General features: G+C 70.8%; 26 protein-coding genes. 9 read left to right on the plus strand and 17 right to left on the minus strand.

The window, feature by feature from the left end; all coding sequences use genetic code 11:
* Positions 1-5 precede the first annotated feature (5 nt).
* Entirely contained in the window at positions 6-1487 is a 1482-nt protein-coding gene (gene guaB / locus ABT294_RS05970) for an IMP dehydrogenase (RefSeq protein WP_350803872.1), read from the minus strand.
* 414 nt (positions 1488-1901) lie between these two features.
* On the opposite strand from guaB, the gene ABT294_RS05975 reads away from it, so the two are divergent.
* Positions 1902-2915, plus strand: coding sequence for a helix-turn-helix transcriptional regulator (locus ABT294_RS05975; RefSeq protein WP_350803873.1), 1014 nt, complete (start codon positions 1902-1904; stop codon positions 2913-2915).
* A 39-nt stretch (positions 2916-2954) separates the two neighbouring features.
* On the plus strand, positions 2955-3332 hold the full coding sequence (locus tag ABT294_RS05980) for a DUF5319 domain-containing protein (RefSeq protein ID WP_350803876.1): 378 nt from the start codon (positions 2955-2957) through the stop codon (positions 3330-3332).
* Between the two features lie 169 nt (positions 3333-3501).
* Here ABT294_RS05980 and ABT294_RS05985 read toward each other — a convergent pair whose 3' ends face one another.
* From ABT294_RS05985 to groES, 3 genes are all read right to left on the minus strand, one after another.
* Positions 3502-4137, minus strand: a complete 636-nt coding sequence (locus ABT294_RS05985) for a sigma-70 family RNA polymerase sigma factor (protein WP_090930520.1) — start codon at positions 4135-4137, stop codon at positions 3502-3504.
* Between the two features lie 572 nt (positions 4138-4709).
* Positions 4710-6329 carry a chaperonin GroEL gene (groL, locus tag ABT294_RS05990; protein WP_350803877.1) on the minus strand — a complete coding sequence of 540 codons (1620 nt, stop codon included), beginning with the start codon at positions 6327-6329 and terminating at the stop codon, positions 4710-4712.
* Between the two features lie 73 nt (positions 6330-6402).
* Entirely contained in the window at positions 6403-6714 is a 312-nt protein-coding gene (gene groES, locus ABT294_RS05995) for a co-chaperone GroES (RefSeq protein WP_043623565.1), read from the minus strand.
* Between the two features lie 299 nt (positions 6715-7013).
* On the opposite strand from groES, the gene ABT294_RS06000 reads away from it, so the two are divergent.
* Together ABT294_RS06000 and ABT294_RS06005 are read left to right on the plus strand one after the other, a co-directional pair.
* Complete coding sequence (locus ABT294_RS06000) at positions 7014-8204, plus strand: THUMP-like domain-containing protein (protein WP_350803878.1); 1191 nt, start codon at positions 7014-7016, stop codon at positions 8202-8204.
* A 205-nt stretch (positions 8205-8409) separates the two neighbouring features.
* Positions 8410-10095, plus strand: a complete 1686-nt coding sequence (locus ABT294_RS06005; RefSeq protein WP_350803879.1) for a hypothetical protein — start codon at positions 8410-8412, stop codon at positions 10093-10095.
* Positions 10096-10270: 175 nt separating this feature from the next.
* Here the strand turns inward: ABT294_RS06005 and tsaD are convergent, their stop codons facing one another.
* The 12 genes from tsaD to ABT294_RS06065 form a co-directional block, all read right to left on the minus strand.
* Positions 10271-11302 carry a tRNA (adenosine(37)-N6)-threonylcarbamoyltransferase complex transferase subunit TsaD gene (gene tsaD / locus ABT294_RS06010; RefSeq protein WP_350803881.1) on the minus strand — a complete coding sequence of 344 codons (1032 nt, stop codon included), beginning with the start codon at positions 11300-11302 and terminating at the stop codon, positions 10271-10273.
* On the minus strand, positions 11295-11726 hold the full coding sequence (gene rimI, locus ABT294_RS06015; RefSeq protein WP_350803971.1) for a ribosomal protein S18-alanine N-acetyltransferase: 432 nt from the start codon (positions 11724-11726) through the stop codon (positions 11295-11297). Before rimI ends, tsaD begins: the two co-directional genes overlap by 8 nt.
* Positions 11727-11737: 11 nt before the next feature.
* Positions 11738-12382, minus strand: a complete 645-nt coding sequence (gene tsaB, locus ABT294_RS06020) for a tRNA (adenosine(37)-N6)-threonylcarbamoyltransferase complex dimerization subunit type 1 TsaB (protein WP_350803972.1) — start codon at positions 12380-12382, stop codon at positions 11738-11740.
* 97 nt (positions 12383-12479) lie between these two features.
* Positions 12480-13412, minus strand: a complete 933-nt coding sequence (locus tag ABT294_RS06025; protein ID WP_350803882.1) for a phosphotransferase family protein — start codon at positions 13410-13412, stop codon at positions 12480-12482.
* Between the two features lie 43 nt (positions 13413-13455).
* Entirely contained in the window at positions 13456-13995 is a 540-nt protein-coding gene (locus ABT294_RS06030) for a class F sortase (protein WP_350803885.1), read from the minus strand.
* A gap of 2 nt (positions 13996-13997) precedes the next feature.
* Positions 13998-14696 carry a hypothetical protein gene (locus tag ABT294_RS06035; protein ID WP_350803886.1) on the minus strand — a complete coding sequence of 233 codons (699 nt, stop codon included), beginning with the start codon at positions 14694-14696 and terminating at the stop codon, positions 13998-14000.
* A 129-nt stretch (positions 14697-14825) separates the two neighbouring features.
* A complete protein-coding gene (tsaE, locus tag ABT294_RS06040) occupies positions 14826-15311 on the minus strand; it encodes a tRNA (adenosine(37)-N6)-threonylcarbamoyltransferase complex ATPase subunit type 1 TsaE (protein WP_350803887.1) in 486 nt (161 codons plus the stop codon).
* Positions 15311-16360: an alpha/beta fold hydrolase gene (locus ABT294_RS06045; RefSeq protein WP_350803889.1), complete on the minus strand. Its 1050-nt coding sequence runs from the start codon at positions 16358-16360 to the stop codon at positions 15311-15313. The genes tsaE and ABT294_RS06045 overlap by 1 nt, the downstream gene beginning before the upstream one ends.
* Positions 16357-17499: an alanine racemase gene (alr, locus tag ABT294_RS06050; RefSeq protein ID WP_350803891.1), complete on the minus strand. Its 1143-nt coding sequence runs from the start codon at positions 17497-17499 to the stop codon at positions 16357-16359. Before alr ends, ABT294_RS06045 begins: the two co-directional genes overlap by 4 nt.
* A 4-nt stretch (positions 17500-17503) precedes the next feature.
* Entirely contained in the window at positions 17504-18994 is a 1491-nt protein-coding gene (locus ABT294_RS06055; RefSeq protein ID WP_350803892.1) for an NAD(P)H-hydrate dehydratase, read from the minus strand.
* Between the two features lie 9 nt (positions 18995-19003).
* The gene (locus ABT294_RS06060; protein WP_350803894.1) at positions 19004-19354 is read right to left on the minus strand and encodes a holo-ACP synthase; all 351 of its coding nucleotides are present in this window, start codon (positions 19352-19354) and stop codon (positions 19004-19006) included.
* Positions 19355-19369: 15 nt separating this feature from the next.
* On the minus strand, positions 19370-20773 hold the full coding sequence (locus ABT294_RS06065; protein WP_350803895.1) for a PhoX family protein: 1404 nt from the start codon (positions 20771-20773) through the stop codon (positions 19370-19372).
* A gap of 218 nt (positions 20774-20991) precedes the next feature.
* Here ABT294_RS06065 and coaA point away from each other — a divergent pair, with 218 nt between their 5' ends.
* The gene (coaA, locus tag ABT294_RS06070) at positions 20992-21894 is read left to right on the plus strand and encodes a type I pantothenate kinase (RefSeq protein ID WP_350803973.1); all 903 of its coding nucleotides are present in this window, start codon (positions 20992-20994) and stop codon (positions 21892-21894) included.
* Here the strand turns inward: coaA and ABT294_RS06075 are convergent.
* Positions 21866-22000, minus strand: a complete 135-nt coding sequence (locus ABT294_RS06075) for a hypothetical protein (protein ID WP_350803896.1) — start codon at positions 21998-22000, stop codon at positions 21866-21868. The two genes, coaA and ABT294_RS06075, sit on opposite strands and share 29 nt — an antisense overlap.
* 54 nt (positions 22001-22054) lie before the next feature.
* Between ABT294_RS06075 and ABT294_RS06080 the strand changes: the two genes are divergently transcribed.
* Genes ABT294_RS06080 through ABT294_RS06095 form a run of 4 tightly spaced genes read left to right on the plus strand, consistent with a single transcriptional unit; the run spans position 22055 to position 25697 of the window.
* Positions 22055-22990: a DUF389 domain-containing protein gene (locus ABT294_RS06080; RefSeq protein WP_350803898.1), complete on the plus strand. Its 936-nt coding sequence runs from the start codon at positions 22055-22057 to the stop codon at positions 22988-22990.
* A gap of 40 nt (positions 22991-23030) precedes the next feature.
* Entirely contained in the window at positions 23031-23939 is a 909-nt protein-coding gene (locus ABT294_RS06085; RefSeq protein WP_350803900.1) for an ABC transporter ATP-binding protein, read from the plus strand.
* Entirely contained in the window at positions 23932-24786 is an 855-nt protein-coding gene (locus tag ABT294_RS06090) for an ABC transporter permease subunit (RefSeq protein ID WP_350803901.1), read from the plus strand. The genes ABT294_RS06085 and ABT294_RS06090 overlap by 8 nt, the downstream gene beginning before the upstream one ends.
* Positions 24783-25697 carry an ABC transporter ATP-binding protein gene (locus ABT294_RS06095; RefSeq protein ID WP_350803902.1) on the plus strand — a complete coding sequence of 305 codons (915 nt, stop codon included), beginning with the start codon at positions 24783-24785 and terminating at the stop codon, positions 25695-25697. Before ABT294_RS06090 ends, ABT294_RS06095 begins: the two co-directional genes overlap by 4 nt.
* The last annotated feature ends 11 nt before the right edge of the window (positions 25698-25708 follow it).

Consider the following 25708-nt stretch of genomic DNA (forward strand, 5'->3'; position numbering starts at 1 on the left):
CGGTTTTACCTTCTGTGATAGTTCGGAGATTCCACGGTCATCTGGATGTCGTGGGGATGGCTCTCCTTGAGCCCCGCGGCCGTGATCGGCATGAGCTCGCAGTCGGTGTGCATCTGCGTGATCGTGCGGCACCCGGCGTACCACATGCCCTGGCGCAGCCCGCCGACCAGCTGGTGGGCGACCGCCGCGACCGGCCCGCGGTAGGGGACCTGGCCCTCGATGCCCTCGGGGATGTACTTGTCGTCGCCGCCGACGTCGGCCTGCGCGTAGCGGTCCTTGCTGAAGGACGTGCCTCCGCGCTCGCGGTTGCGCACCGCGCCGAGCGAGCCCATGCCCCGGTACGACTTGAACTGCTTGCCGTTGATGAAGATCAGCTCGCCGGGCGACTCCTCGCAGCCCGCCAGCAGCGAGCCCAGCATGACCGTGTCGGCGCCCGCGGCGATGGCCTTGACGATGTCGCCGGAGTACTGCAGGCCGCCGTCGCCGATGACCGGGACGCCCGCCGGGGCGCAGGCCAGCGACGCCTGATGGATGGCGGTGACCTGCGGCGCGCCCACGCCGGCCACGACGCGGGTGGTGCAGATGGAGCCGGGGCCCACGCCTACCTTGACCGCGTCGACGCCCGCGTCGACCAGCATCTGGGCGCCCGCCCTGGTGGCGATGTTGCCGCCGATGACCTCGACCTTGCTGTTGGCCTTGAGCTTGGCGATCATCTCGGCGAGGCCCTTGGAGTGGCCGTGGGCGACGTCCACCACGAGCACGTCGACGCCGGCCTCGATCAGCGCCTTGGCGCGCAGCTCCGCGTCGCCGCCGACGCCCACGGCGGCGCCCACCACGAGGCGGCCGTCGGCGTCCTTGGTGGCCAGGGGGTACTGCTCGCTCTTGGTGAAGTCCTTGACCGTGATCAGGCCGCGCAGCCTGCCGTCGGGGTCGACCAGGGGCAGTTTCTCGATCTTGTTCTGCCGGAGCAGCCTGAACGCCTCGTCACGCGAGACGCCGACGGGCGCGGTGACGAGCGGCATCTTGGTCATGACCTCGCCCACCAGGCGAGAGTGGTCGGTTTCGAAGCGCATGTCGCGGTTCGTCACGATGCCGACGAGGATGCCGGAGACGTCCGTTACGGGCACGCCGGAGATCCGGTACGTGGCGCAGAGCTGCTCGACCTCCGCCAGCGTGGCGTCGGGCGTACACGTCACCGGGTTGGTGACCATGCCGGCCTCGGACCGCTTCACCAAATCGACCTGCTGTGCCTGCTCCTCGACCGACAGGTTGCGGTGGAGGATGCCGATGCCGCCCTGCCTGGCCATGGCGACCGCCATGCGCGCCTCGGTCACGGTGTCCATGGCCGCCGAGACCAGCGGGATCGACAGCGTGATGCCCCGCGACAGGCGGGACCACGTGTCGGCCTCGCCCGGTTGGAGGTCCGAATATGCCGGCACCAGCAGCACGTCGTCGAAGGTGAGACCCACTTCGGTGAACTTGGACATGCTGCGGCCCCCTCCTGCCGTCTGCGCTGAATAAGGCAAGTCTAGGGCCTGGTGCCAAACGACACGGAAGCCGGGAGGACGATGACCCCCACGCCACCGCCGTACTCCCGGCAGCCGGAGAGCCGGGGGGCGGAGCGGTCGATGACCCGTCTCACCCCCCGGCCATCGGCACCCGGCCGGGGCGCGCGTCGCGCCACCGAACCCCCCTCCGCGTCCTGATGGCTGGCGATACCCCACCGGTGCGTGCCGACTGTGGGTTAAGCCTGCGTTACTCAAGGACACATCGCAATGTGAAAACGTGCAATTGCACGAAGTTGCACGCGAGGGCGGAGGAGTCCGCGTAAGCAGCGGACACGGGCCTAATGCCGAGCTATCCTCGCGACACGCCCGTGTCCCCCCGACGGAGCCCCCCACATGCGCGACGAGTCCCGCACCCTGTCTGACCCGCTCGAGACGCTGGGCCTCGATCCGGCCCAGAGCGCCCTCTACACAGCGGTGCTGCGCCTGCACAAGGCGACCCGCACCGAGCTGGCCGAGGCCACGGACGGCCCGGTGGAGAAGGTGAGCAGCCAGCTCGACGACCTCGTCAGATTAGGCGTGGTGGACGAGCATTCGGGCGAGTACCTGGCCAGGCATCCCGCCGCCGCGCTCGGCCGCCTGCTCGCCGAGCGCCTGGACCGGCTGGCGGAGGAGAGCCGCAGAATCGACAGCGCCCTCGGCTCGATCCGCCACCTGATCCGCGACTACGACGCGGGACGCGACTACCAGAGCGGCCCGTTCCCGGTCGAGCTGGTCAGCGGGGCCGACGTGCTGTACGAGTCGGTGGTCGGCATGGCGGTGCAGTCGCCGCCCCTGGAACTGCTGACCGCCATCCCGGACGAGCGCACGATGACGGACTTTGTTCGGAAATTTGCTGATCCTTGGATCGATGCACAGCGCCGCAAGCTGCTGACACTGCGCGCGCTGATCCCGGTCGCCACGCTCACCGCGCCCGGAGTCCGCGAGCAGGTCACCCGGCTGGTCGAGACGGGCGGCCGGGTCCGCACGCTGGACCGGCTGCCGAGCTGGTTCATGACCGCCGGCCCCGACGCCGCCGGGCTGCCGGCGCTCTGGGGCGGCAACCTGCCCGACCACGCGTACAACTTCTACCTGGTGCGGGCGCCGATCGTGGTCGGCGTGCTCCGCTCGCTCTTCCAGGAGCTGTGGGGACGCGCCGTGCCGCTCCCCTGGGGCCGCCGCCGGAGCGACGGCATGGTCCAGGTGCTCAGGCTGGCGGCCCAGGGCATGTGCGACGACTCCATCGCCCGCCAGCTCGGCGTGTCGGTGCGCACGGTGCGCGCCAGGTTCGCCGACGCGATGGCCGAGCTGGGCGCCCAGTCGCGCTTCCACGCGGGTGTGGAAGCCGCCCGGCGTGGCTGGCTGAGCTAACACCCACCGCTGGACCCCCACGGGTCATATGGTGGGAAGGTGCTGGAAGACGTCCCCCGCGACCCGTTCGCGGACGACCCGAACGACCCTTCCGCGGAGATGGGCGAGCTCGACGACTCCGAGCCGCTCACCGCGACCGAACGCGACGAGGCGATCACCGACCTGGCCGACGTCGAGGTCTTCCGCTCGCTGCTGGAACCGCAGGGAGTGCTCGGCCTCGTGCTCGACTGCCCTGAATGCGGTGAGCAGCACTTCTTCGACTGGGAGCTGCTGCGCGGCAACCTGCGCCAGATGATCGAGAAGGGGCAGCCCCAGGTGCACGAGCCGGCGTTCCACCCCGACCCCGCCGACTACGTCAGCTGGGAGTACGCCAGAGGCTACGTGGACGGCGTCATAGACACCGAGGAGCGCCACTGACCCACGCCGCCCTCGCCCAGGTCACCGCCGCAAGTGACCTCATCCCGAGAGGCGTCGGTCAGGACGTCGTCGCGCAAGGCGGCCAACAGGCGCACGGCGGGGTCGCCGGAACCGGCCGCCTCACCTCGGGATAGCGCGTCGAGGAGCGCGTCGGTCTCTTCCTCTGGCGTCAAGCCGACTCCAGCTCGGCCATCTGCCGCAGCCTGGCCAGCGCCCGATGCTGGGCGACGCGGACCGCACCTGGTGACATACCGAGTACATTACCGGTCTCCTCGGCGGACAGCCCCGACACCACCCGCAACAGCAGCAACTCCCGCTGGTTGTCGGGGAGCCGGGCGAGCAGCCGCCGGGCGTGCTCCACCTCGATGTACCGGACCACGGTCTCCTCGGGGCCGGGCCCGTCGTCGGGCCCGTCGGGCAGATCCTGGGTCGGGACGGCCGAGCGCACGGAGCTCCGCAACGCGTCGGCCACCTTGTGCGAGGCGATCCCGAAGACGAAGGACGCGAAAGGCCGCCCCATGTCACGGTATCGGGGCAAAGCGGACAGCACCGCGATGCACACCTCCTGGGCGACGTCATCGGCAATGTGATATTGCCCAGAAACCCTGCCCAACCTGGCACGGCAATACCGCACCACCATCGGACGCAACTCACCGAGCAGGGATTCGATCGCACTGCGATCTCCCTGCACGGCGAGGCTCGTCAGTTCCCTAAGGTCGGAGTCATCCGTCCGTGCCGGAAGTCTCGACGCGAGCCTTACCCCAATTTTGGCGTCGGCGACGCTTCCCTCGCTCACGATAGGCATGATGCCCGCACCGATACGGCCTGTCGTCATGGCGAACGGCTACGGATTGGTCACATTGAAGCGACAATAACACCCGGTAATCAACCGCGTACACTAAGTCTTTCAATGTGACATAATATTTCACCCCATAAGCCGGAATGTGCAACATTTGTCAGACCGCTCGACGCTTAACGAACACGCTGGGTTTACTTCGATAAACCTCTTTTTCCACATCCGGCCAACCCTGTTGACTCCGCCGCCCACTTGTGAAAGGGACGTGTCGCCCTAAAAACCCACAGACAACCCCTATCCGGGCACTGTGGACGATCCCCCTACCGGCCCGTACCGACGGGCGCGGCACGGGGTGGGTAGCCCGCAAGCGAACGGCCGCGCCGAAGACGGCACAGGACACAGACGAGGGACTGGCCGACACCCGACACCAACGGACGCGCCCCAGACAAGCACGCAGCGCCCCACAACCTCGCACCGAACGCGATACGAGACCCAGGCGAGCCGACTCCCACGACGGCCAGAAAACGCGAACGGCCCACACCGAGAGTGGTGCGGGCCGTGGGCGTGGAACGGGAAGAAGGTCAGTGGCCGTGGCCGTGACCGTGGCCCTGCCCGGCGGCAGGGGCCTCCTCCTCGGGCTTGTCGACCACGAGGGCCTCGGTGGTGAGAAGCATGCCGGCGATGGACGCCGCGTTCTGCACCGCCGAGCGGGTGACCTTGACCGGGTCGATGACGCCCTGGCTGAGCAGGTCGCCGTACTCGCCCGTCGCGGCGTTGAGGCCGTGGCCCGCCTTGAGCTCCGCCACCTTGTGGGTGACGACGTAGCCTTCGAGGCCGGCGTTCTCGGCGATCCAGCGGGTGGGCTCCACCAGCGCGCGGCGGACGACGCCGACGCCGGTCGCCTCGTCACCCGTCAGGCCGAGGTCGTCGAGGTCCTTGGAGACGTGGACCAGCGCGGAGCCGCCGCCGGAGACGATGCCCTCCTCGATCGCGGCGCGCGTCGCGGAGATCGCGTCCTCGAGACGGTGCTTCTTCTCCTTGAGCTCCACCTCGGTGGCCGCGCCGACACGCAGCACGCACACGCCGCCGGCGAGCTTGGCGAGACGCTCCTGGAGCTTCTCACGGTCCCAGTCGGAGTCGGACTGCTCGATCGCGAGCTTGATCTCCTTGACCCGGCTCTCGATGGCCTCCGCGTCACCGGCGCCGTCGACGACGGTCGTCGCGTCCTTGGTGACGACGATGCGGCGAGCGGTGCCGAGCACCTCGAGGCCGACGTTCTCCAGCTTGAGGCCGACCTCCTCGCTGACGACCTGGCCGCCGGTGAGGATGGCCATGTCCTGCAGCATCGCCTTGCGGCGGTCGCCGAAGCCCGGGGCCTTGACGGCGACGGAGGTGAAGGTGCCGCGGATCTTGTTGGTGACCAGGACGGCCAGGGCCTCGCCCTCGACGTCTTCGGCGACCACGAGCAGCGGCTTCTTCGTCTGGGCGATCTTCTCGAGCAGCGGCAGGAAGTCCGCGATGGAGGAGACCTTGCCCTGGGTGAGCAGGATGTAGGCGTCCTCGAGGACGGCCTCCATGCGCTCGGGGTCGGTGACCATGTACGCCGACAGGTAGCCCTTATCGAACTGGAGGCCCTCGGTGAACTCGAGCTCCATGCCCATGGCGTTGGACTCTTCGACGGTCAGGACGCCGTCCTTGCCGACCTTGTCGAACGCCTCGGCGATCAGGTCGCCGATGCGGGCGTCCTGAGCGGAGATCGTCGCGACGTTGGCGATCTCCTTCTTGTCCTCGACCGGACGGGCGCTGGCGAGCAGCCTGTCGCTGATCTCCTTGGCGGCCTTGTCGATGCCGCGCTTGAGCGACAGCGGCGAGGCGCCGGCGGCCACGTTTCGCAGACCCTCACGGACCATGGCCTGGGCCAGGACGGTCGCGGTGGTGGTGCCGTCGCCCGCGATGTCGTTGGTCTTGGTGGCAACTTCCTTGGCGAGCTGGGCGCCGAGGTTCTCGTAGCGCTCCTCCAGCTCGATCTCACGAGCGATGGTCACACCGTCGTTCGTGATCGTCGGAGCACCGAACTTCTTGTCGATGACGACGTTGCGGCCGCGCGGGCCGAGGGTAACCTTCACGGCGTCCGCGAGGGCGTTGACACCACGCTCGAGCGCGCGGCGAGCGTTCTCGTCGAACTCCAGGATCTTCGCCATTTTGCTGAGATTCCTCTCCTAGTGTCGAAAGCCCCGGCCGCCAAGAGCGCGCCCGGGGCTCGACACAACCGGCTTACTTCTCGATGATCGCGAGAACGTCGCGGGCGGAGAGCACGAGGTACTCCTCGCCGCCGTACTTGACCTCGGTGCCGCCGTACTTGCTGTACAGGACGATGTCGCCCTCGCTGACGTCGAGCGGAATCCGCTTGTCGCCGTCCTCGTCCCAGTTGCCCGGGCCCACCGCGAGGACCTTGCCCTCCTGCGGCTTCTCCTTGGCGGTGTCAGGGATGACGAGACCGGAAGCGGTCGTCTGCTCGGCCTCAAGCGGCTGGACCACAATGCGGTCGCCGAGCGGCTTAACGGGAACCTTGGTGGCGGTCGTCACGATCGGACCTCCCCTTCAGATTTGAATGATCTAGAAGAGGCGACCAGCGGGGCCTGCCGTCGCGGGTGTCAGACCTGCCTCGTCGCACGTTGGCACTCTCAAGGGGAGAGTGCCAACAGGAAACATATGCAAGAGGGGCTTGACAGTCAACACGAACGCGTCTGCTCAGAGCGATCAGCCGTGGCGGCCCTGGGCCAGAACGTCCTGGATCGCCGATCTGGCGGGCTTCCTGCAGCTCACGACCCGCGAAAACGACGCGCCGAAGCGTCCCCCGGCCGCACGCGCTACCGTCGTATGACGTGGACCTCGACGCTTTCACCGAGCTGCTGACCCCGCGCGGCCTGCGCGCGCTCGCCGAGGCGGTCGAACTCACCGGCACCGACCCGCTCGCCGCCGCCACGAGGCTGCGCCGGACGTACGACGCCACGCTCACCTCGGCCGCCCTCACCCAGGCGAGCCTACGCGAGCGCGCCAAGGCCAAGTTCGGCGCCGACGCCGAGCGCATGTTCTTCACCCCGCACGGCCTGGAGCAGTCCACCCGCGCCGAGGTGGCCGCCCACCGCGCCCGCCGCCTGACCGCCGCCGTCCCGGGCGCGCCGCGCGTCCTGGACGTCTGCTGCGGGGTCGGCGGCGACCTCGTCGCGCTGGCCCGCGCCGGCTGCACGGTGGACGCGCTCGACACCGACCCGCTGACCGTCGCCGTGGCCAGGGCCAACGCCGAGGCGCTCGGACTCTCCGACAGGGTGACGGTCACGGTGGGCGACGCGGCCGAGGCCGCGCCCGAGGGCTACGACGTCCTGTTCGCCGACCCGGCCCGCCGGGTCGTCAGCGGCTCCGCCCGGGGGCGGACGTTCGACCCGATGGCCTACTCGCCGCCGTGGCCGGTGGTGCTCGACCTGCTGTCCCGGGCCGCGCGGGCGTGCCTCAAGGTCGCCCCCGGCATCCCGTACGAGTTCATCCCCGACGGCACGGAGGCCGAGTGGGTGTCGTACCGGGGCGAGGTGAAGGAGGCGTCGCTGTGGACCGGTGAGGCCGCGACGGGGCTCGTCCGGCGCGCCACGCTGCTCCCGGGCGGGCACACCCTCACCGCGACCGGCGTGACGGCCCCCACCGGGCCCGTCGGCCGCTACGTGTACGAGCCCGACGGCGCCGCGATCAGGGCGCACCTCGTGGGAGAGGTGGCCGAGCTCGTCGGCGGGCGGCTGGCCGACCCGATGATCGCCTACATCACGGCCGACGAGCCCGTCGACACCCCCTGGGCCGCCCGGTACGAGGTGCGGGAGGTGATGCCGTTCTCGGTGAAACGGCTGCGAGCCGCGCTCAGGGAACGAGAAATCGGGAATGTCGTCGTCAAAAAGCGGGGATCGGCGGTCGACATCGACCGGCTGCGCAGCGAATTGCACCGTCGCCTTTCCGGCGACAAATCAGCGACAATCATCTTGACGCGCGTCATGGACCGCCCCTCCGTCCTCATTTGCAACCAGCGCTGACCGGCTCTGACCTGCGAGAATGACAAATCAGGGCGATCCATCGATAATCACGAACTTCTTCCGCGCCCCTGACGTACCTTGATCGAAAGGCTAAGGTGGGCGGGCGGGAGTTCTCCCCTGTTGCGCTTAACCGCGTTCCTCCTTCTTTCATCAGCAAACCGGACCTACCGACCATGGCAGACCGTCGGCGTCGAAGGAGCTTTCGGTGGATCATTCCAACCACACCGGCCTTCTGCAGGCAGGCAGCGAACGGGCCATCAACGAGAGGATGCGGGATCTGCTCGCGCGGGTCAGCCAGGATCACGTCTACGAGCAGCGCACGCAGGGAGCCGTCCTCGACGAGATCCGCCAGCGCCTCGAAGGCATGGAGTGGCTGCTGCGCGAGGTACGCGAACGCGAGCTCGGCGGCCTCAGCGGCACCCTCGAGACCGTGAGCGGCCGCCTCGACGACATCACCGCCAAGCCCCCGATGTGGGCAGAGGGTCTGGCCCAGCACATCGAGGCGGTCCGCGATCACGTCGACACCGTGGGCGAGCAGGTCGGCACCGTCGACGCGCGCATCGAGGCGATCAACGAGCAGGTCTCGCCGGTGGCCGAGCTGCCCGGCCTGCGCGCCGACCTCGGCACCGTGGGCGAGAGCGTCGACAAGACGCTCAAGCGGCTGCAGTCGCTGCTCGACGGCACCGACGGCGCCGACGGGCTGGCCGGCCGGATGGGGGACTTCGCCACCAAGCTGGGCCAGCTCACCGTCAGCATGGAGGCCGCCGCCAACCGCTTCTCCAGGCTCGACAAGTCGATCGGCGAGCTGACGGCGCGGGCCGACCGCATCGAGTCCGCCGTGCTCGGCCTGCCGGAAACCGTCGAGGCCAGGCTGGCCGCCACCACCGACCGGCTCAGCTCGGTCACCGAGCAGGTGAGCATCAAGATCGACGCCGCGGAGCACCGCCTCACCAGCCACCTCGGCGAGACCGAGCAGCGCCTGTCAGGCCGGCTCGACGGGCTCGACGGCCGGGCCGAGCGGGTCGACGGCAGGCTGCTGGCCATCGACACCAGGCTCAGCAGCGTCGACGGCCGCATCGAGTCGTCCGACGAGAGCCTGACCGACATCGAGACCCGCCTCGGCGGCGTCGACTCCCGTCTCGACGGCGTCGACAAGCGCATCACCTCGGTCGACGACCAGCTCGACACGGCCGGCAAGCGGCTCACCGCGGTCGACGCCCACCTGAGCCGCCACGACGACCGCTTCGACCAGCTCAACGGCCGCGTCGACAGCCGCTTCGGCGCGCTCGACCAGGCCCTGGCGGGCACCGACCAGCACCTCACCGAGGCGGCCACCCGCAACGAGGGCCGCTTCAACAACCTCGACAACCACCTCGAAACGCTCGACGAGCGCCTCGGCGAGGTCGAAGAGCGGCTGACCATCCGCCACGACACCGCCGACAGCCGTATCGAGAGCGTGGAGAACCGCGTCAACACCCGTCTCGACGCCGTCGACGCCCAGCTCGCCACCCGCTTCGACGGGCTCGACACGCAGCTCACGGGCCTGGCCGCGCGGGCGGAGCAGGCGGGCGAGCAGCTGGAGGCCGTCGACGACCGGGTCGAGGCGGTCAACCAGCGCGTCGGCCAGCTCCCCACCACACTCGGCATCGGCACGCGGATGAGCGACCTGCTCGACTCTCAGACGGCCGACCAGGCCGGGCGGCTGGAGGCGGCCGCCGCCGCGCTCACGGAGATGGTCCAGGCGCGTCCCGACCGCGACGAGGTCGCCCAGACCGTCACCGACATCGTCGCCCCCGCCACCGGCGACCTCACCAAGCGTCTGGGAGCCCTGGAGGAGACCATGCTCGCGCTGGCCGAGGCCCTCCTCCGCCCGTCCAGGACGAAGGACTGAGGGCGGCGGGCCGGAACGGCAGGCGCGTTCCCGGCGGAGGCGCCACAGGGCCGAAACGCCCCGTGGACGACCGCCGAGGGGCCCCGCTCCGCACAGCGGGGCCCCACCTAGCCGGCGGGCACCCGCGTCAGGCTCTGCGCGGACCGGGCGAGGCAGGAGCTCCCGCCTTCCCGACTCACACGTGGACTGTGGTGATCGGCAGCGAGGAGTCGGCGGGGATCTCCAGCGTGGACGGGCGCACCCCGGCCGCGACCAGGTTCGAGCCGAGGGCCGCGACCATGGCGCCGTTGTCGGTGCACAGCCCCGGACGCGGCACGCGCAGCCGCACGCCCGCCGCGTCGCACCGCTCCTGGGCGAGCGCGCGCAGCCGCGAGTTGGCCGCCACGCCGCCGCCGATCAGCAGGTCGTGGACGTCGTACTTCTTGCACGCCTGGAGCGCCTTGCGGGTCAGCACGTCCACGACGGCCTCCTGGAACGAGGCGGCCACGTCGGGCACGTGGATCGACTGGCCGGACGCCTCGCGGGCCTCCACCCAGCGCGCGACGGCGGTCTTCAGCCCGGAGAAGGAGAAGTCGAGCGTGCCGTCGTCGATCTTGCCTCGGGGGAAGGCGACGGCGGTGCCGGAGCCGGAGGTAGCGGCCCTGTCGATGTGCGGGCCGCCGGGGAACGGCAGGCCGAGCACCCGCGCCACCTTGTCGAACGCCTCGCCCGCCGCGTCGTCGACGGTGGAGCCGAGCGAGATCACGTCCTCGGCCACGTCCGGGACGAGCAGCAGCGACGAGTGGCCGCCTGACACCAGGAGCGCGACGCACGGCTTGGGCAGCGGGCCGTGTTCGAGCTGGTCGACGGCGACGTGCGCGGCCAGGTGGTTGACCCCGTACAGCGGCACGCCGAGCCCCAGCGAGTACGCCTTGGCCGCGGCGACGCCGACCAGCAGCGCGCCGGCGAGCCCGGGGCCCGCGGTCACCGCGATCGCGTCGATGTCGGAGAACGTCAGCCCGGCCTGTGCCAGCGCCTTCTCCACCGTGGGGGTCATCGCCTCCAGGTGGGCGCGCGAGGCGACCTCGGGCACGACGCCGCCGAAGCGGGCGTGCTCCTCCATGCTGGAGGCGATCGTGTTGGCCAGCAGCGTGTGCCCTCTGACGATGCCGACGCCGGTCTCATCGCAGGAGGTCTCGATGCCGAGGACCAGCGGTTCGTCAGCCATCCAGGTTCCTTCTCATCATGATCGCGTCGGTTCCGTCGTCGTAGTAGCGCCGCCGCAGGCCGATCTCGGCGAACCCGAAGTGCTCGTACACGCCGCGCGCCTGCGGGTTGTCGGACCGGACCTCCAGGAACATCTCGCGGGCGCCGCGCCTGCGGGCCTCGGCGAGCAGCTCGGTCAGCATGGCGCCGCCGATGCCGGTGCCCTGGTGCGCCTCCAGGACGGCGATGGTCTGGACGTCGGCCTGGTCGGCGGCGGCGGCCAGGCCGGCGTATCCGACGATCACGCCGTCGACGAGTGCCACCACGTAGTGCCTGCTGCGGGGCTGGTCGGCCAGCTCGCCGCGCATCATGCCCTCGCTCCAGGCGTCGAGCGGGAACGTGGTGCGCTCGATGGCCATGACCGCGGGCAGGTCGGCTTCGGTCATCTGGCGGAGGTTCACGCCGTCACCTTCTTGGGCGCTCCCGGCACCACCGCGTCGGGCCGCCGCAGGTAGATCGGGCGTGGCGGGTCGAGGGGGGTTCCCGCCGCGAGCCGCTCGGCCGCCAGGGAGGCCAGAGCGCCGGCGTAGGGGTACGGAGGAGCCGCGCTGTGCCCCAATATTTCGGGATAAAGGGCGGCGCCCGCGCCGATCACCGGCAGACCCTCCACCGGCACGTCCGCGGGTCTGTCGACGAACGGCCCGGCGAGCCTGGTGCGCAGATCCGAGTAGCGCGCCCAGAACACCTCCTTGCGCCGGGCGTCCGTGGCCGCGAGGAACGGCTCCGAGAGCCCGCTGCCGTAGGCCACCGCGTCGAGCGTGCACACGCCGTACGCGGGCACACCGAGCGTGGTGGCGAGCCCCTGCGCGGTCATCAGCCCGACGCGCAGGCCCGTGTAGGGGCCGGGGCCGCTGCCCGCGACGACGGCGGTGACGTCGCGCAACGCCGCGCCCGCCTCCGCCAGCACACGCTCGACAGTGGGGACGAGCAACTCGCCGTGGCGGCGGGCATCGATCGTCGTCGACTCGGCGAGCACCCGTTCACCGTCGTGAAGGGCCGCGGTGACGGCGGGAGTCGCGGTATCAAAGGCCAGGACCAGCACGACTGTGTAGCCTACCCGCCGGACGGCCCAGCCCCCGCCGATCCGCCCGCCTGGCGCGCTCGCCCAGGCCCTGCCCATCCGCCCACCTGCCGGACGCTCAGGCCCAGCCGGTACGCAGCCTGAGCCACTCGACCGCGACCGCGCCCTGGGCCAGCTGGAACGCCCGCAGGGTGGGCAGCCCCGGCGGCGGCTCCTGGCGTCCCTGGCGCACCAGGAAGCCCGCGAACGCGGTGAGCACCGCCGTGGCGGCCGGGTCGGGATCGGGGAAGAGCTCCTGCGGAGGCGGCCCGCCCTGCATGGTGACCGACGGCAGCATGGCGATCACGTCGAACCACGGCGCCCCGACGGACGCCCACGGCCAGTCCACCGCGTACACCCGGCCGTCGTCGGTGAGCAGCACGTTGTCGGCCCGCAGATCGGCGTGGACGAGCGTGTCGCCGGCGGCCGCCTCGCCCCAGCCGGACTCCAGCTCCGCCAGCCCGTCGAGGTTCCTGAGCGCCCAGGGGTCGAGGCCGGTGGTGTCCTCGTCGAGCAGCCTGCGCCAGCCGCGGAAGGAGTCGTCGAACCGCTCGCCGAGCGTGGGCGCGTCGACCGGCGACGGGGTGAGCGCGCTCGACATCCGCCGAACGGCCTCCAGGACCCGGTCCAGCTCGTCGCGCCGCCACGGCATCGCGGGGTGGCGGCCCTCGACGTCCTCGAAGACCAGCACCACCCAGCCGTCGACCTCGAGGCTGTGCAGCAGCCGAGGAGCGGGGACAGAGCCCGGCAGGGACGCGGCGATCCTGGCCTCGGCGCGGTAGATGGCGACGCTCTCGGCGTTCGGCTCGGGGCCGACGGCCTTGACGAAGGCGCGGCGGCCGTTGGCGGCACGCAGCCGTACCGCCGCGGCGGGCGAGAAGCCGTTCGCCTGCGTGACCGCCTCGACCACGCGCCCGCCGAGGAACTCCTCGACGGCGTCGCGGGCGGCCGGATGGACCTCCTGCCAGGGAACCCGCGAGCCTGAGGCAGGCGGGTTGCTGTCTACGCTCATCTCCCCATCTTCCGGGACCGGGCAACCGGTTTTCCGGAACGGGTCAGGCTTTGGAGGCGTAGACGATGATGTTGTCGATGTACTCGCCCTTGGCGTAGTCGAACTTGCCGCCGCAGGTCACCAGCTTGAGCCCGTCGTCGACGTAAACCCGTTTGGCCGGGAAGCTGTCCTTGTGCACCTGCTCGATCGAGTCGACCTTGTACTCGACGACCTTGCCGTCGCTCCGCTCCACCTTGACGATCTCGCCCTTGCGGACCTGGCGCAGCTTGAAGAAGACGGCGGGCGCGGTCTTGGTGTCGACGTGCCCGACGATCACCGAGGCGCCCTTCTCACCCGGCACCGCGCTGCCCGAGAACCAGCCCGCCATCTTGGGCTTCTCGTACGGCGGCAGCTCGACCTCGCCGTCCTTGCTCAGCCCGAGCTTCATCAGCGGCGCCTCGACGTCGATCGACGGGATGTCGATGCTCTCGGGCACCACGGCCGCCCCGGCGTTCTGTGGGGTGGTCTGCAGGGACCTGCCGAACGCGACCAGCACCAACCCCGTGGCGGCCCCGGCGAGGACCACCGCTCCCTTGCGGGCCATGGCTAGGCCCTGCGGCGCTTGATCGCCACCCCGATGCCCGCCGCCAGCGCCAGCCCGAGGACGACGCCCGCGGGGCCGAGCGGCACCGTGGACTCGTCGGAGACGTCCTTGGCGTACGTGCCGCCGCCGCCCGCTCTCGGCGCCTTCGTGGGCACGCCGGTCGGGAGGGCCTCCGCCTTGACGACCTTCAGCGTGGCCTTGCCGGTGTCGTTGGTGCCGTCGCACTTGACGTCCACGCGGTAGGAGCCGCGCTTGACCGTGCCCGACACCTGCGCCTCGCCGCGCACCCACGGCGTGTTGGCGGGCGCGCCCGTCGCCGTCGGCGTGGCCGAGGACGCGGGTACCGGGTTGAGCGAGACGCCGGAGATGAACGCCCTGGAGGTGGCGGTGCCGGTGTGCGCGGGCCCGCCGGTCGGGACGGGGCAGTTGGCCAGGATCCACACCTTCGACGTCTCGCCCGCGGTGACGCTGTCAGGGTTCAGCTGGACGTCGATGGCCTTCCTGGTGGCGGTGGGAGACGCGGTCGGGTTCGCGGACGTCGGCGTCGACGGCGTCGCCGAAGCCGAGGGCGTGGCGGTCGGTGTGGTCTCCGCTGAGGCGGAACATCCGACCAGGCCGATCGTGACAATGGCTCCCGCGTACGCGACCCGGCTGACCCTGAGCACCGCCGCACCCCACTTTGCCGTCTTGCCGAAAAGCATCCCCAGATTTTGGGATGCTGCCCCTCCTGATACCCAGAAAATCCGGGCGAACCCCAGCCAATGATCATGTTTCATATCAATGGCCGGGTACGTCAAGGGTGCCAGCCAGACCCGGCGATGGCGCGGGTTTTACTCTTCGGCCGGATCAGACGGCGTGTCGGCCCCCGTCTCAGCCCCCGTCTCAGCCCAGCGCGGGCCGATGCCGCGCAGGGTCACGATACGGGCGTCGTCGCCGGACTCGCGGTCGATGTGGATCTCCAGGCGGTCCTCCGACAGCCCCTCGACCAAGCCCTCGCCCCACTCGACGACCGTCACCGACTCCTCCAGCGAGGCGTCGAGGTCGAGGTCGTCGACCTCCAGGTCGCCGCCGAGGCGGTAGGCGTCGGCGTGGACGAGCGGCGGCCCGTCCCCCAGCGAAGGGTGGACCCTGGCGATCACGAAGGTGGGCGAGGTGATCGGGCCGCGTACCTTGAGCCCCTCGGCGATGCCCTGCACCAGCGTGGTCTTGCCCGCGCCCAGCGGCCCCGACAGGACCACCAGGTCACCGGGGCGCAGCCGCGCGGCCAGCCGAGTGCCGTACGCCCGCATCTCGTCGGCTGTCGCGAGCCTGTCCATCACAGCTCCACCCGCTTGATCAGCTCGCGCAGCGCGTCGTTCACCACGCCAGGACGCTCGAGCTGGATCAGGTGGGAGGTGTCGGGGACCTCGGTGAGCTGCGCGTCGGGCAACGCCGCCGCGATCGCCGCGCTGTGCTCCGGCGGGGTCAGCCAGTCTTTGGCGCCCACCAGGATCGCCGTCGGCACCGGGGCGAGGACGTCGAGGGCCTGGAGCTTGTCGTGGTTCATCAGGGCGGGGTAGAAGTCGGCGATCACCTCGGTGGGGGTCGCCCGGATCATCGACTCGGCGAAGTCGACCAGGGTGGGGCTGACGTTCTTCGAGTCGCCGAAGCCCATGTACCGGGTGATCAGGAAGGCGATGTCGCTGCCCACGCTCCTGGTGCGGTCGACCAGCGCGCCGCGCCTGCCGAGCATCGAGACCGTCGTGGGGGCGACCTTGTGCACGACCTTCGACACCAGCGCGGGCAGGCCCAGCGTGAGCTCGGCCAGCTTGCCCGCGGACGTGGAGATCAGCGACACCGCGCGGATCTTGTCGCCGAACAGCTCGGGATGCCGGTCGGCGAGCGCCATGATCGTCATGCCGCCCATGGAGTGGCCGACCAGCACGCAGGGGCCGGGCACGAACCGCTCGATCACCTCGGCCAGGTCGTCGCCCAGCCGGTCGATGGTGCTGTCGGCGGCGGTGCCGCGCTGGGACCTGCCGTGCGAACGCTGGTCCCACAGCACCATGCGGTAGTTCTCGCGCAGGTCTCTGCGCTGGTAGTGCCAGGACTCCAGGCTGAGGCAGTAACCGTGGCAGAACACGATCGTCAGCGGCGCGTCTTCCGGCCCGTCGATCTCGACGTGCAGGGCCATCTCGTCGGAGGTGACCAGCGTGCGCTCCCTGCCGCGCAACTCGCCGAACGGCTCACTGGCCTCGATGTCGGGACGGAGCCTGATCCGGCCCACCGCGTAACGCTTGGCCAGCGCGGCCGCCGCGACGCCTGCCGACGCGGCACCGACGATCGCGCCCGCGATCCCGACCTTCTGCCGTGTTGTCGTCGTCATGTCCCCGATCCCTTGTACACCCGCGGCACCCGCGAACCGATCCTGGTCACGATCTCATGCGTAATCGTGCCGAGGGTATCCGCCCACTCCTGAACGGTCGGCTCCCCCTCCCCTCCCGGCCCGAACAGGACCACCTCGTCGCCCGCCCGCAGCGGGTCGTCGCCCATGTCGATCATGAACTGGTCCATGCACACCCGGCCGGTGACCGGCCTTCGACGGCCCCCCGCCAGCACCTCGGCCCGCCCGGTCGCGTGCCGGAGGATCCCGTCGGCGTACCCGAGCGGCACCAGCCCGAGCGTGGTCTCGCGGTCGGTGACGTGCAGGTGCCCGTAGGAGACGCCCGAGCCCTCGGGCACCCGCTTGGCCAGCGCGACCCTGGCCACCAGCGTCATCGCCGGGACGAACCCGAAGTCGCCGAGCTCGGGGATGGGGCTGAGCCCGTACATCGCGATGCCCGTGCGGACCATGTCGTAGCGGGCGCGTGGCAGCGTGACGGTGGCGGCGGAGTTGGCGAGGTGCCTGATCACGTGAGACCCGCCCGCGCCCGCCTGCTCGGCCAGCTTCAGCGCGGTGTCGAACGCGTCGATCTGCAGCTCGATCGAGGGGTGGCCGGGAAGGTCGGAGCAGGCGAAGTGCGACCAGAGCCCGACGATCTCCACGACGCCCTCGGCCCGCAGCGCCAGCGCCCTGGCCACCAGGCCCGGCCAGGCGGCCAGCGGCGCGCCGCCCCTGCTCATGCCGGTGTCGGCTTCGAGGTGCATGCGGGCGGTGCGCCCAGTGCGGCGGGCGGCTGCGGCGATCTCGTCGAGCAGGCCCTCGTCGGCCGCCGACAGCTCGACGTCGGCCTCCAGGGCCTCGTCGAGGGGCTCGCCCGGAGTGATGATCCACGACAGCACCGGCGCGGTGACGCCCGCCTCGCGCAGCGCCAGCGCCTCCCTGATGTAGGCGGTGCCGAGCCTGCTCGCGCCGCCCTCCAGGACGGCCTTCGAGGCGGGGACCAGACCGTGGCCGTAGGCGTCGGCCTTGACGGCACCCATCAGCTCGGCGCCGGCCGCGTGCTCCTTGAGGAGCGCGACGTTGTGCCTGATGGCGGCCAGATCCACGCGGGCCTCGGCGGGCGTCGCCTTCGGGGAGTACATCCCTCTAGTTTGGCAGCTCGCCGACGTGGTCGAGCGCGAATCGCGCGCCGCCTCCCGCCTTCACCGCGCGGATGGCCGAGGGCAGCGCCGCCGCCACGTCGGCCGCCGTCAGCGGGGCGCCGCAGGCCGCGACGCGTCCCGCCAGCCCGTGCAGGTACGCGCCGCACGATCCGGCGTCGTAGCAGCTCAGCCCCTGCGCCAGCAGCGAGCCCGCCACCCCCGACAGGACGTCGCCCGTGCCGCCCGTGGCCAGCCACGAGGTGCCCGTCCCGTTCACCCGCACCGGCCTGTCCTGCTCGGCCACGACCGTGGTGGACCCCTTGAGCAGCACGGTCACGCCCAGCTCCGCCGCCGCCCGGCGGGCGTGCTCCAGCCTGCGTCCCTCGATCTGGTCGCGGTCGGCCCTGATCAGCCGCGACAGCTCGCCCGCGTGCGGCGTGATCAGCACGGGCGCGGCACGCCGGAGCAGCCCCCTGTCCCTGGCGACCAGGGTGAGCGCGTCGGCGTCGACCAGCACGGGCACGTCGCTGGCCAGCACCTGGGCGGCCAGCTCGTGCGCCCAGTCACCGGTGCCGAGCCCCGGACCGAGCACCCACGCCTGCACCCGTCCGACCTCGGCGATCGACGGGTGGTCCAGCTCGGTGACGACGGCCTCCGGCCAGTGCGAGCGCACCTGCGCGATCGGCGCGCTCGGCCCGGCGTAGCGCACCATCCCGGCGCCCGCCCGCAGCGCCCCGCCGACCGCCAGCACGGCCGCGCCCGTGTACAGGTCGCTGCCCGCCGCGACGCCGAGCACACCCCTGCGGTACTTGTCGGACTCGCCTGCCGGACGCGGCAGCAGGACGTCCATGTCGCCGTGGGTGAGGGCGGCGACGTCCGGATCGGGCAGGTACGGCCCGAGCCCGATGTCGATCAGCTCGACCGCGCCCACGTGCGCGGCCCCGGGATCGACGAGCAGGCCGGTCTTGTAGGCGCCCATCGTCACGGTCACCTGGGCCTCGATGGCGGCCCCCTCGACGACCCCGGTTCCGGCGTCCACGCCGCTGGGCACGTCCACGGCGACCACCATCGCGGGCGCGGCGTTGGCGGCGGCCGCCAGCCCCGCGTACGGCTCGCGCAGCGCGCCCGCCGCGCCGATGCCGACCAGGCCGTCGATGACCAGGTCCGCGTGCTCGATCGCGTGGGCGTCGGCGACCCGGCCCCCGGCGGCGAGGAACGCCTCCAGCGCCGCCTGGTGGGTCCTCGACCCGGCGAGGACGGCCTCGGCCCTGGCCCCGCGCCGGGCCAGCCTGGCCGCGGCGTACAGGGCGTCGCCGCCGTTGTCGCCGCTGCCGACCAGCACCAGGACGCGCGAGCCGTACACCCGTCCGAGGAGGGGCGCGCAGACGGCGGCGAGCCCGGCGGCGGCCCGCTGCATGAGCGCGCCCTCCGGCAGCCTGGCCATCAGCGCCTGTTCCGCCGCCCTGATCTGGTCGGCCGTGTACGCGGTACGCATGATCAGAAGCTATCCCTCCGCGATCACGTAGGCCACGGCCACGCCCGCGTCGTGGCTGAGAGACACGTGCCAGCGCTTGACGCCCAGCCCGTAGGCGACCTCCGCGACCTTGCCCGAGACGTGCAGCTCGGGCTTGCCGTTCGCGTCGCAGCGCACCTCGGCCTCCAGGTGGGCGAGCCCCTTCGGCGCGCCCAGCGCCTTGGCCACGGCCTCCTTGGCGGCGAACCTGGCCGCCAGCGAGTGCACCGGCAACGGCCGCTCGCCCTCCGTGAACAGCCGTTCGCGCAGATTAGGCGTGCGTTCGAGCGATCTGCCGAACCGGTCGATGTCCACCACGTCCACACCGATGCCCAGGATCATCATCCAAGGCTACGGTCAGAAGGCGCCCTTCTCCCAGGGGCCCCAGATGGCGAACGAGCGCCCCACCGCGGACTGGACGTTGACGTACAGCGTCAGCCCGCCGGGGCCGAACGTGGCGCCCGCGAACTCCGCGCCCGGGTCGCCGGGCACCGGCTCCAGCCTGCAGAAGTCGAAGATCTCGCCGCGCCGGGTCAGGCCGCGCAGGTAGTTGGCGCCGTCGCCGTCCTCGCACAGCACCAGGGTCCCCCTCGGGCTGACGGTGACGTTGTCGGGCAGGTCGAGCACGGCCGACCTGGGCGACTCGTACGCGAGCCTGAGCCGCCCGCTCCACGTCTCGTACGCCCACACCTGCCCGCGCCCCTTGCCGAACCCGGAGGGCGGCCTGTCGCCCGCCGCGGTGGCCCCGCCCTGGGTCGAGACGAAGTACACGGTGCCCTGGTGGTACACGGCGCCCTCCAGCCTGGAGAAGATCGCCGCCCCCTTGGCCCGTCCCTGCCTGCCCACCGCCTGGACGGCCCGCTTGTTGGACGGCCTGCCGGGGAAGTCCGGGTCGGGGTCGTCGACGTCCACCCACGCCGTCTCGTACGCGGCCCCCGGCTGCTGCCCGGCGGACAGGTCCGTGCGGGGAGCCCCGCGCACGGCGAGCATCTGCAGCCTGCCGCCGTCGAGGATGTGCCCGGCCTTGAGCGGGTTGCGCGGCGGCAGATACCGGTAGAAGCCGGACGCGAACGCGAAGTTGTCCTCGGTCAGGTAGAGGGCGCCGCTCGCGGGGTCGAACGCCGCCGACTCGTGCGGGAACCTGCCGGCGGACCTGATCGGCCTGCCGCTGGACGCCCGCCCGATCGGCACCTCGAAGATGTAGCCGTGCTTCTCGGTCAGCTTCGCGTTGTCGCCGCCGGAGGAGTCGTCGCCCACGTCGGGCCCGTTGACGGTCTCCTCACAGCTCACCCACGCCCCCCACGGCATCGGGCCGCCCGAGCAGTTGAGCATGGTGCCGTTCAGCGAGGGCCTGCTGGTGACGACCTCGCCGTACCGGGTGACGTGCAGTGTGGACGTGCCGCCGCCCGCCATCGGGTCGTAGGCGCCCGCCCGGTCGCCGAACGCCCCCACCGGCCCGCCGACCTCGTGGTTCCTGACCAGGATCGCGGCCCCACGAGGCCCGCGGAACGCGGCCATCCCGTCGTGCTTGCCCGGAACGGTGGACCCGTCGGAGAACCTCTCGCCCGTCGCGCTGAAGGACCGGTAGCTGAACCCGTCGGGCAGGTGCAGGCGGACCTTCCCGTCACGCAGGTCGGCCACCGCCCGCAGCCGCCCGTAGCCGGTCACCGGTCTGACCCCGCCCTGAACCCCGGCGCAGGCGACCCCGGCGAACGGCCCTGCGAAACCCACGGCGGCGGCGAGAAAGCGACGACGGTCCACGAGACCTCCCAGGCCACTCCTGCCGGAACGGTAGCTCCGAACGCCGTGCCGCATCCCGGGTTTCGCCGCTTCGGAGGTGCGAAAGAATAGGCATTCCCCGAACTGGGTGTCGGCAATCCCACGATTTTGTCCACAGGCTGTGGACGGACGGCGGGCGCGACCCGGCCGAGGGGCGGTTCGCCGCGCGTCGCTACGCTGCCTAGGTGACAAACGGCTACGTGGAACTGAGCAGGGAGCAGTGGAGCGAACTCCGCAAGAACACGCCCTTGACTCTCACCGCAGAAGAGCTGGAAGAGCTGCGCGGCATCGACGACCCCATCGACCTCACTGAAGTCACCGACATCTACCTTCCTCTCACCCGGCTGCTGAACCTGCACTTCACCGGATCCAAGCAGCGCAGCAGCGTGCTGAGCGCGTTCCTCGAGCACCCGGAGCAGCGCGTCCCGTACGTCCTGGGCATCGCGGGCAGCGTCGCGGTCGGGAAGTCGACGACCGCGCGGCTGCTGCACACGCTGCTGGCCCGCTGGCCCGAGCATCCGCACGTCGAACTGATCACCACCGACAGCTTCCTCTACCCGAACGCGGTACTGGAGGCCAAGGGGATCATGCACCGCAAGGGCTTCCCCGAGAGCTACGACCGCAGGGCGCTGGTGCGGTTCGTGGCCGAGGTGAAGGCGGGCATGCCCGAGGTGCGGGCCCCGATCTACAGCCACCTCGAGTACGACATCGTCCCCGGCGAGACCCAGCTCGTGAAGAACCCCGACATCCTGATCATCGAGGGGCTCAACGTCCTCCAGCCCGCCCCGCCCACGGCCCTGGCCGTCAACGACTACTTCGACTTCTCGATCTACGTCGACGCCAAGGTGGAGGACGTCAGGACCTGGTACGTCGACCGCTTCCACAAGCTGCGCCGGACCGCCTTCGAGGACCCGAAGTCGTACTTCAAGTACATCGCCGAACTCTCCTACGACGAGGCGACGGAGTTCGCGGTCAACGTCTGGCGGGACATCAACGAGCGCAACCTGGTCGAGAACATCGCCCCCACCCGCGGCCGGGCCGACCTCGTCCTGCAGAAGGGGCGTGACCACTCGGTCAGGCGGGTACGGCTTCGCCGAACCTGAACGTCTCCTCGAACAGATAGCTCGCGAACCGGCCCGCGCACCCCTGGTCGTCGATGTCGGCGAACCAGCATTCCTCGTCCTGACCGTGGCAGGTGAACGTCGTCATGGGACAAGCCTCCCGGACGGTGGTCAACAGATCATCAATATCCGATAGTCGACAATGGGGCTTGTGCTCCATTTGAGACTGATCAGCCCGCCCGCCCGCACCGACGAGGTCGCAGCGGTGTTGGACGACTGCCCCGGCGTCACCAACATCGTCATCGTGCCGGGCGCGGCGCGCGAGCCCAGCGGCGACCTGATCCTCTGCGACGCGGCGCGCGAGTCGGGCAACGAGGTGATCGACCGGCTCAAGTGGCTGAAAGAGGAGGGGTCGATCGCCATCGAGCAGGTCGACCTCGCGCTGTCCAAGGTGGCGGAGGAGGCCGTCGAGAAGGCCCCCGGCGAGCCCGACGACGCGGTGATCTGGGAGGAGTTCGCGCACAAGGTGCGCGCCGACTCCCGGATCACCTGGGCGTACCTGGCGTTCATGGCCATCGCGACCCAGCTCGCCGGCATCGCCGTGCTGCAGAACTCGCCCATCCTGATCGTCGGCGCGATGGTGCTCGGCCCGGAGTTCGGCGCGATCGCGGCGATCTGCTTCGGTCTCCTGGGCGGCAGGTGGCGACTGGTCACCACGTCCCTCAGGACGCTCGTCCTCGGCTTCGCGGCCGGGATCGCGGTGACGTTCGCCTGCGCGCTGGTCTCGTACTGGCTGGGGTGGATCGACCTGCACAACCTGCGGATCAACGCGGAGGTCCAGTTCATCGTCAAGCCCGACCGCTGGTCGTTCATCGTGGCGCTGCTCGCGGGCGCGGCCGGGGTGCTGTCGGTCACGGCGGGCAAGTCGTCCGCGCTGGTCGGCGTCTTCATCTCGGTCACCACGGTCCCCGCCGCCGGGTACGTGGCGGTCGCGCTCGCGCTGAGCGACTGGAAGGAGGTTCCCGGCTCGGTCGCGCAGCTCGCGCTGAACATCCTCGGGATGATCATCTCCGGCACCGTGACGCTGATGGTCCAGCGCAGATTCTGGCCTCAGGTAGGACGCCGTTCATCCCTTTGAACGAGGCCGGACGGTCACACCTGCGGGTAGGGTCCGGATCATGCACATCCTCGCGACCGAGGGGCTGACCAAACGCTTCCCGACCGTCACCGCGCTCGACCAGCTCACGGTCAGCGTCGGTCCCGGCGTCACCGGGCTGGTCGGCGCGAACGGCGCGGGCAAGTCGACGCTGATCAAGATCATGCTGGGCCTGCTGCCGCCGTCCGCGGGCAGCGCCCGCGTGCTCGACCTGGACGTGACCGAGCAGGGCCCGGAGATCCGCCGCCGTGTCGGCTACATGCCCGAGCACGACTGTCTGCCGCCCGACGTGTCCGCCACCGAGTTCGTCGTCCATCTCGCCCAGATGTCCGGGCTGCCGCGCACGGCGGCCCGCGAACGCGCCGCCGACGTGCTGCGCCACGTCGGCCTGGCCGAAGAGCGCTACCGAGCGATCGGCGGCTACTCCACGGGCATGAAGCAGCGGGTCAAGCTGGCCCAGGCGCTCGTGCACGACCCCAAACTGATCTTCCTGGACGAGCCCACCAACGGCCTCGACCCGCGCGGACGCGACGAGATGCTCATGCTGATCAGGCGCATCGGCACCGAGTTCGGCATCAGCGTGCTCGTCACGTCCCACCTGCTCGGCGAGCTGGAACGCATCTGCGACCACGTCGTCGTGATCGACGCCGGGCGGCTGCTGCGCTCGTCCGCGATCGCCGAGTTCACCCAGTCGACCCAGACCGTCACGGTCGAGGTGGAGGAGGGCACGCAGCCGCTGGCGGACCGCCTGGCGCAGCTGGGCCAGACCGTCACCCCGCACGGGCGCCTGCTGCTCGTCAAGGTGCTCGGGCCCGAGACGTTCGACGCCATCCGCGACGCCACCGTCGACCTCGACCTGTGCCTGATCCGCCTGGAGCAGGGCCGCCACCGCATCGAGGACGTCTTCAGGGAGGAGGCCGAGCGTGTCTGAGATCTACGACATCGGCTACCGCCACTACGACGGCCCCCGGCACGGCCGCGGCTACTCCTCGCGGGCGCTCGCCGTCCACAGCCTGCGCGGCATCTTCGGCCTCGGACGCACTGCGCGCAGCAAGATCATGCCGTTCGCCCTGGGCGCCATCATGCTGCTGCCCGCCGTGGTGTCCGTCGCGATGATGGCCCTGATGAAGCAGCGCGGGATGAGCTACAGCGGGTTCGCCGTCTTCATGCAGCCCGTCCTGGCGATCTTCCTGGCCTCGCAGGCGCCCACCGTGGTGGCTCCCGACCTGCGCTACCGGGTGCTGCCGCTGTACCTGTCGCGTCCCGTCACGATCGGCGAGTACGTCGGCGCCAAGGTCGTGGCCATGACGGCGGCGCTGTTCCTGCTGGTCTCCGTCCCGCTGACGCTGATCTACGTGGGCGAGCTGCTCGTGGACCTCAAGGGCCCGCCGCAGACCAAGGAGTACCTGGGCGCGCTGGCGATGGCGGCGGTGCTGTCCGTCCTGCTGTCGTCGTTCGGGCTGGCGCTCGCCTCGCTGACGCCCAGGCGCGGGCTGGGGGTCGCCTCGGTCATCGCCGTGTACCTGCTCGCGTCGGCGTCCGTCCCGGTCATCTACGCGACGCTGCTCTCCACCGGCAACGACGCCGCGGCCAGGTGGGCCTGGCTGATCAACCCGTTCTGGCTGGTCGACGCCGTGCAGGTGTGGTTGTTCGGCACCACGCCCAACTCCGAGGGCGGCTACCCGCCCGGGCCCGTCCCCGCCGTCATCGTGGTCGTGCTGGTCGCCGTCGCGGCGGCGGTCCTCGCGCTTCGCTACCGGAAGGCGGCCTCGCGATGAAGATCGAGCTCTCCCAGGTCTCGCGCTGGTACGGCAACGTGGTGGCCGTCAACGACGTCACGATGACCATCGGCCCGGGTGTCACCGGCCTGCTCGGCCCCAACGGCGCCGGCAAGTCGACGCTGCTGCACATGATGTCGGGCTTCCTGCCCGCGTCGGGCGGCACGGTCGCGCTGGACGGCAAACCGGTCTGGAAGAACCACCACGTTTACCGAAATATCGGTCTCGTGCCGGAGCGGGAGGGAGTGTATGGCTTCCTCACTGGCTGGCAGTTCGTCCTGTCGGCGGCCAGGTTGCACGGCCTGCCCGACCCTGTCGAAGCCGCCCGCAAGGCGCTGGCCACGGTCGAGATGGAGGAACCCAAGGACCGCCGCGTCGAGACCTACTCCAAGGGCATGCGCCAGCGGGTGAAGGTCGCCGCCGCGCTCGTCCACGACCCGCCCGTGCTGCTGCTCGACGAGCCGTTCAACGGCATGGACCCGCGCCAGCGCATGCACCTGATGGACCTCATCCGCTCCATGGGGGCTTCGGGCAAGACCATCCTGTTCAGCTCGCACATCCTGGAGGAGGTCGAGCGGGTCGCCCAGCACATCGAGGTCCTGGTGGCGGGCAGGCACGCGGCGTCCGGCAACTTCCGCGAGATCCGCCGGCTGATGACCGACAGGCCCCACCTGTTCAGGATCCGCTCCAGCGACGACAGGAAGCTCGCCGCCGCCCTGATCGTCGACAGCTCGGCGGGCGGCGTGGAACTCGGCCCCGACGGGCTGGAGGTGCGCGCCGTCGAGTACCGGCGCTTCGCCTGGCTGCTGCCGCGCGTCGCCCGCGCAGAAGGGATCAGCCTGCACCAGGTCTCCCCCGCCGACGAAGACCTCGAAAGCGTCTTCGCCTACCTGATCACCCGGAGCACCTGATGCCGACCCAC

The organism is Nonomuraea sp. NPDC000554 (assembly GCF_040300065.1).
In the GTDB taxonomy this organism is placed as follows: Bacteria; Actinomycetota; Actinomycetes; order Streptosporangiales; family Streptosporangiaceae; genus Nonomuraea.

Coding starts and splice junctions, on each gene's coding strand:
- tsaD (WP_350803881.1), bottom strand. CDS start 11,302: ATGGCTGACGAACCGCTGGTCCTCGGCATCGAGACCTCCTGCGATGAG.
- groL (WP_350803877.1), bottom strand. CDS start 6,329: ATGGCGAAGATCCTGGAGTTCGACGAGAACGCTCGCCGCGCGCTCGAG.
- ABT294_RS05985 (WP_090930520.1), bottom strand. CDS start 4,137: ATGCCTATCGTGAGCGAGGGAAGCGTCGCCGACGCCAAAATTGGGGTA.
- tsaE (WP_350803887.1), bottom strand. CDS start 15,311: ATGGACAGGCTCGCGACAGCCGACGAGATGCGGGCGTACGGCACTCGG.
- alr (WP_350803891.1), bottom strand. CDS start 17,499: ATGTACTCCCCGAAGGCGACGCCCGCCGAGGCCCGCGTGGATCTGGCC.
- ABT294_RS06085 (WP_350803900.1), top strand. CDS start 23,031: ATGCACATCCTCGCGACCGAGGGGCTGACCAAACGCTTCCCGACCGTC.
- ABT294_RS06045 (WP_350803889.1), bottom strand. CDS start 16,360: ATGACGACGACAACACGGCAGAAGGTCGGGATCGCGGGCGCGATCGTC.
- rimI (WP_350803971.1), bottom strand. CDS start 11,726: ATGACCGAAGCCGACCTGCCCGCGGTCATGGCCATCGAGCGCACCACG.
- ABT294_RS06055 (WP_350803892.1), bottom strand. CDS start 18,994: ATGCGTACCGCGTACACGGCCGACCAGATCAGGGCGGCGGAACAGGCG.
- guaB (WP_350803872.1), bottom strand. CDS start 1,487: ATGTCCAAGTTCACCGAAGTGGGTCTCACCTTCGACGACGTGCTGCTG.
- ABT294_RS06035 (WP_350803886.1), bottom strand. CDS start 14,696: ATGCTTTTCGGCAAGACGGCAAAGTGGGGTGCGGCGGTGCTCAGGGTC.
- ABT294_RS06030 (WP_350803885.1), bottom strand. CDS start 13,995: ATGGCCCGCAAGGGAGCGGTGGTCCTCGCCGGGGCCGCCACGGGGTTG.
- ABT294_RS06080 (WP_350803898.1), top strand. CDS start 22,055: ATGGGGCTTGTGCTCCATTTGAGACTGATCAGCCCGCCCGCCCGCACC.
- ABT294_RS06075 (WP_350803896.1), bottom strand. CDS start 22,000: ATGACGACGTTCACCTGCCACGGTCAGGACGAGGAATGCTGGTTCGCC.
- ABT294_RS06095 (WP_350803902.1), top strand. CDS start 24,783: ATGAAGATCGAGCTCTCCCAGGTCTCGCGCTGGTACGGCAACGTGGTG.
- ABT294_RS05975 (WP_350803873.1), top strand. CDS start 1,902: ATGCGCGACGAGTCCCGCACCCTGTCTGACCCGCTCGAGACGCTGGGC.
- ABT294_RS06060 (WP_350803894.1), bottom strand. CDS start 19,354: ATGATCCTGGGCATCGGTGTGGACGTGGTGGACATCGACCGGTTCGGC.
- ABT294_RS06025 (WP_350803882.1), bottom strand. CDS start 13,412: ATGAGCGTAGACAGCAACCCGCCTGCCTCAGGCTCGCGGGTTCCCTGG.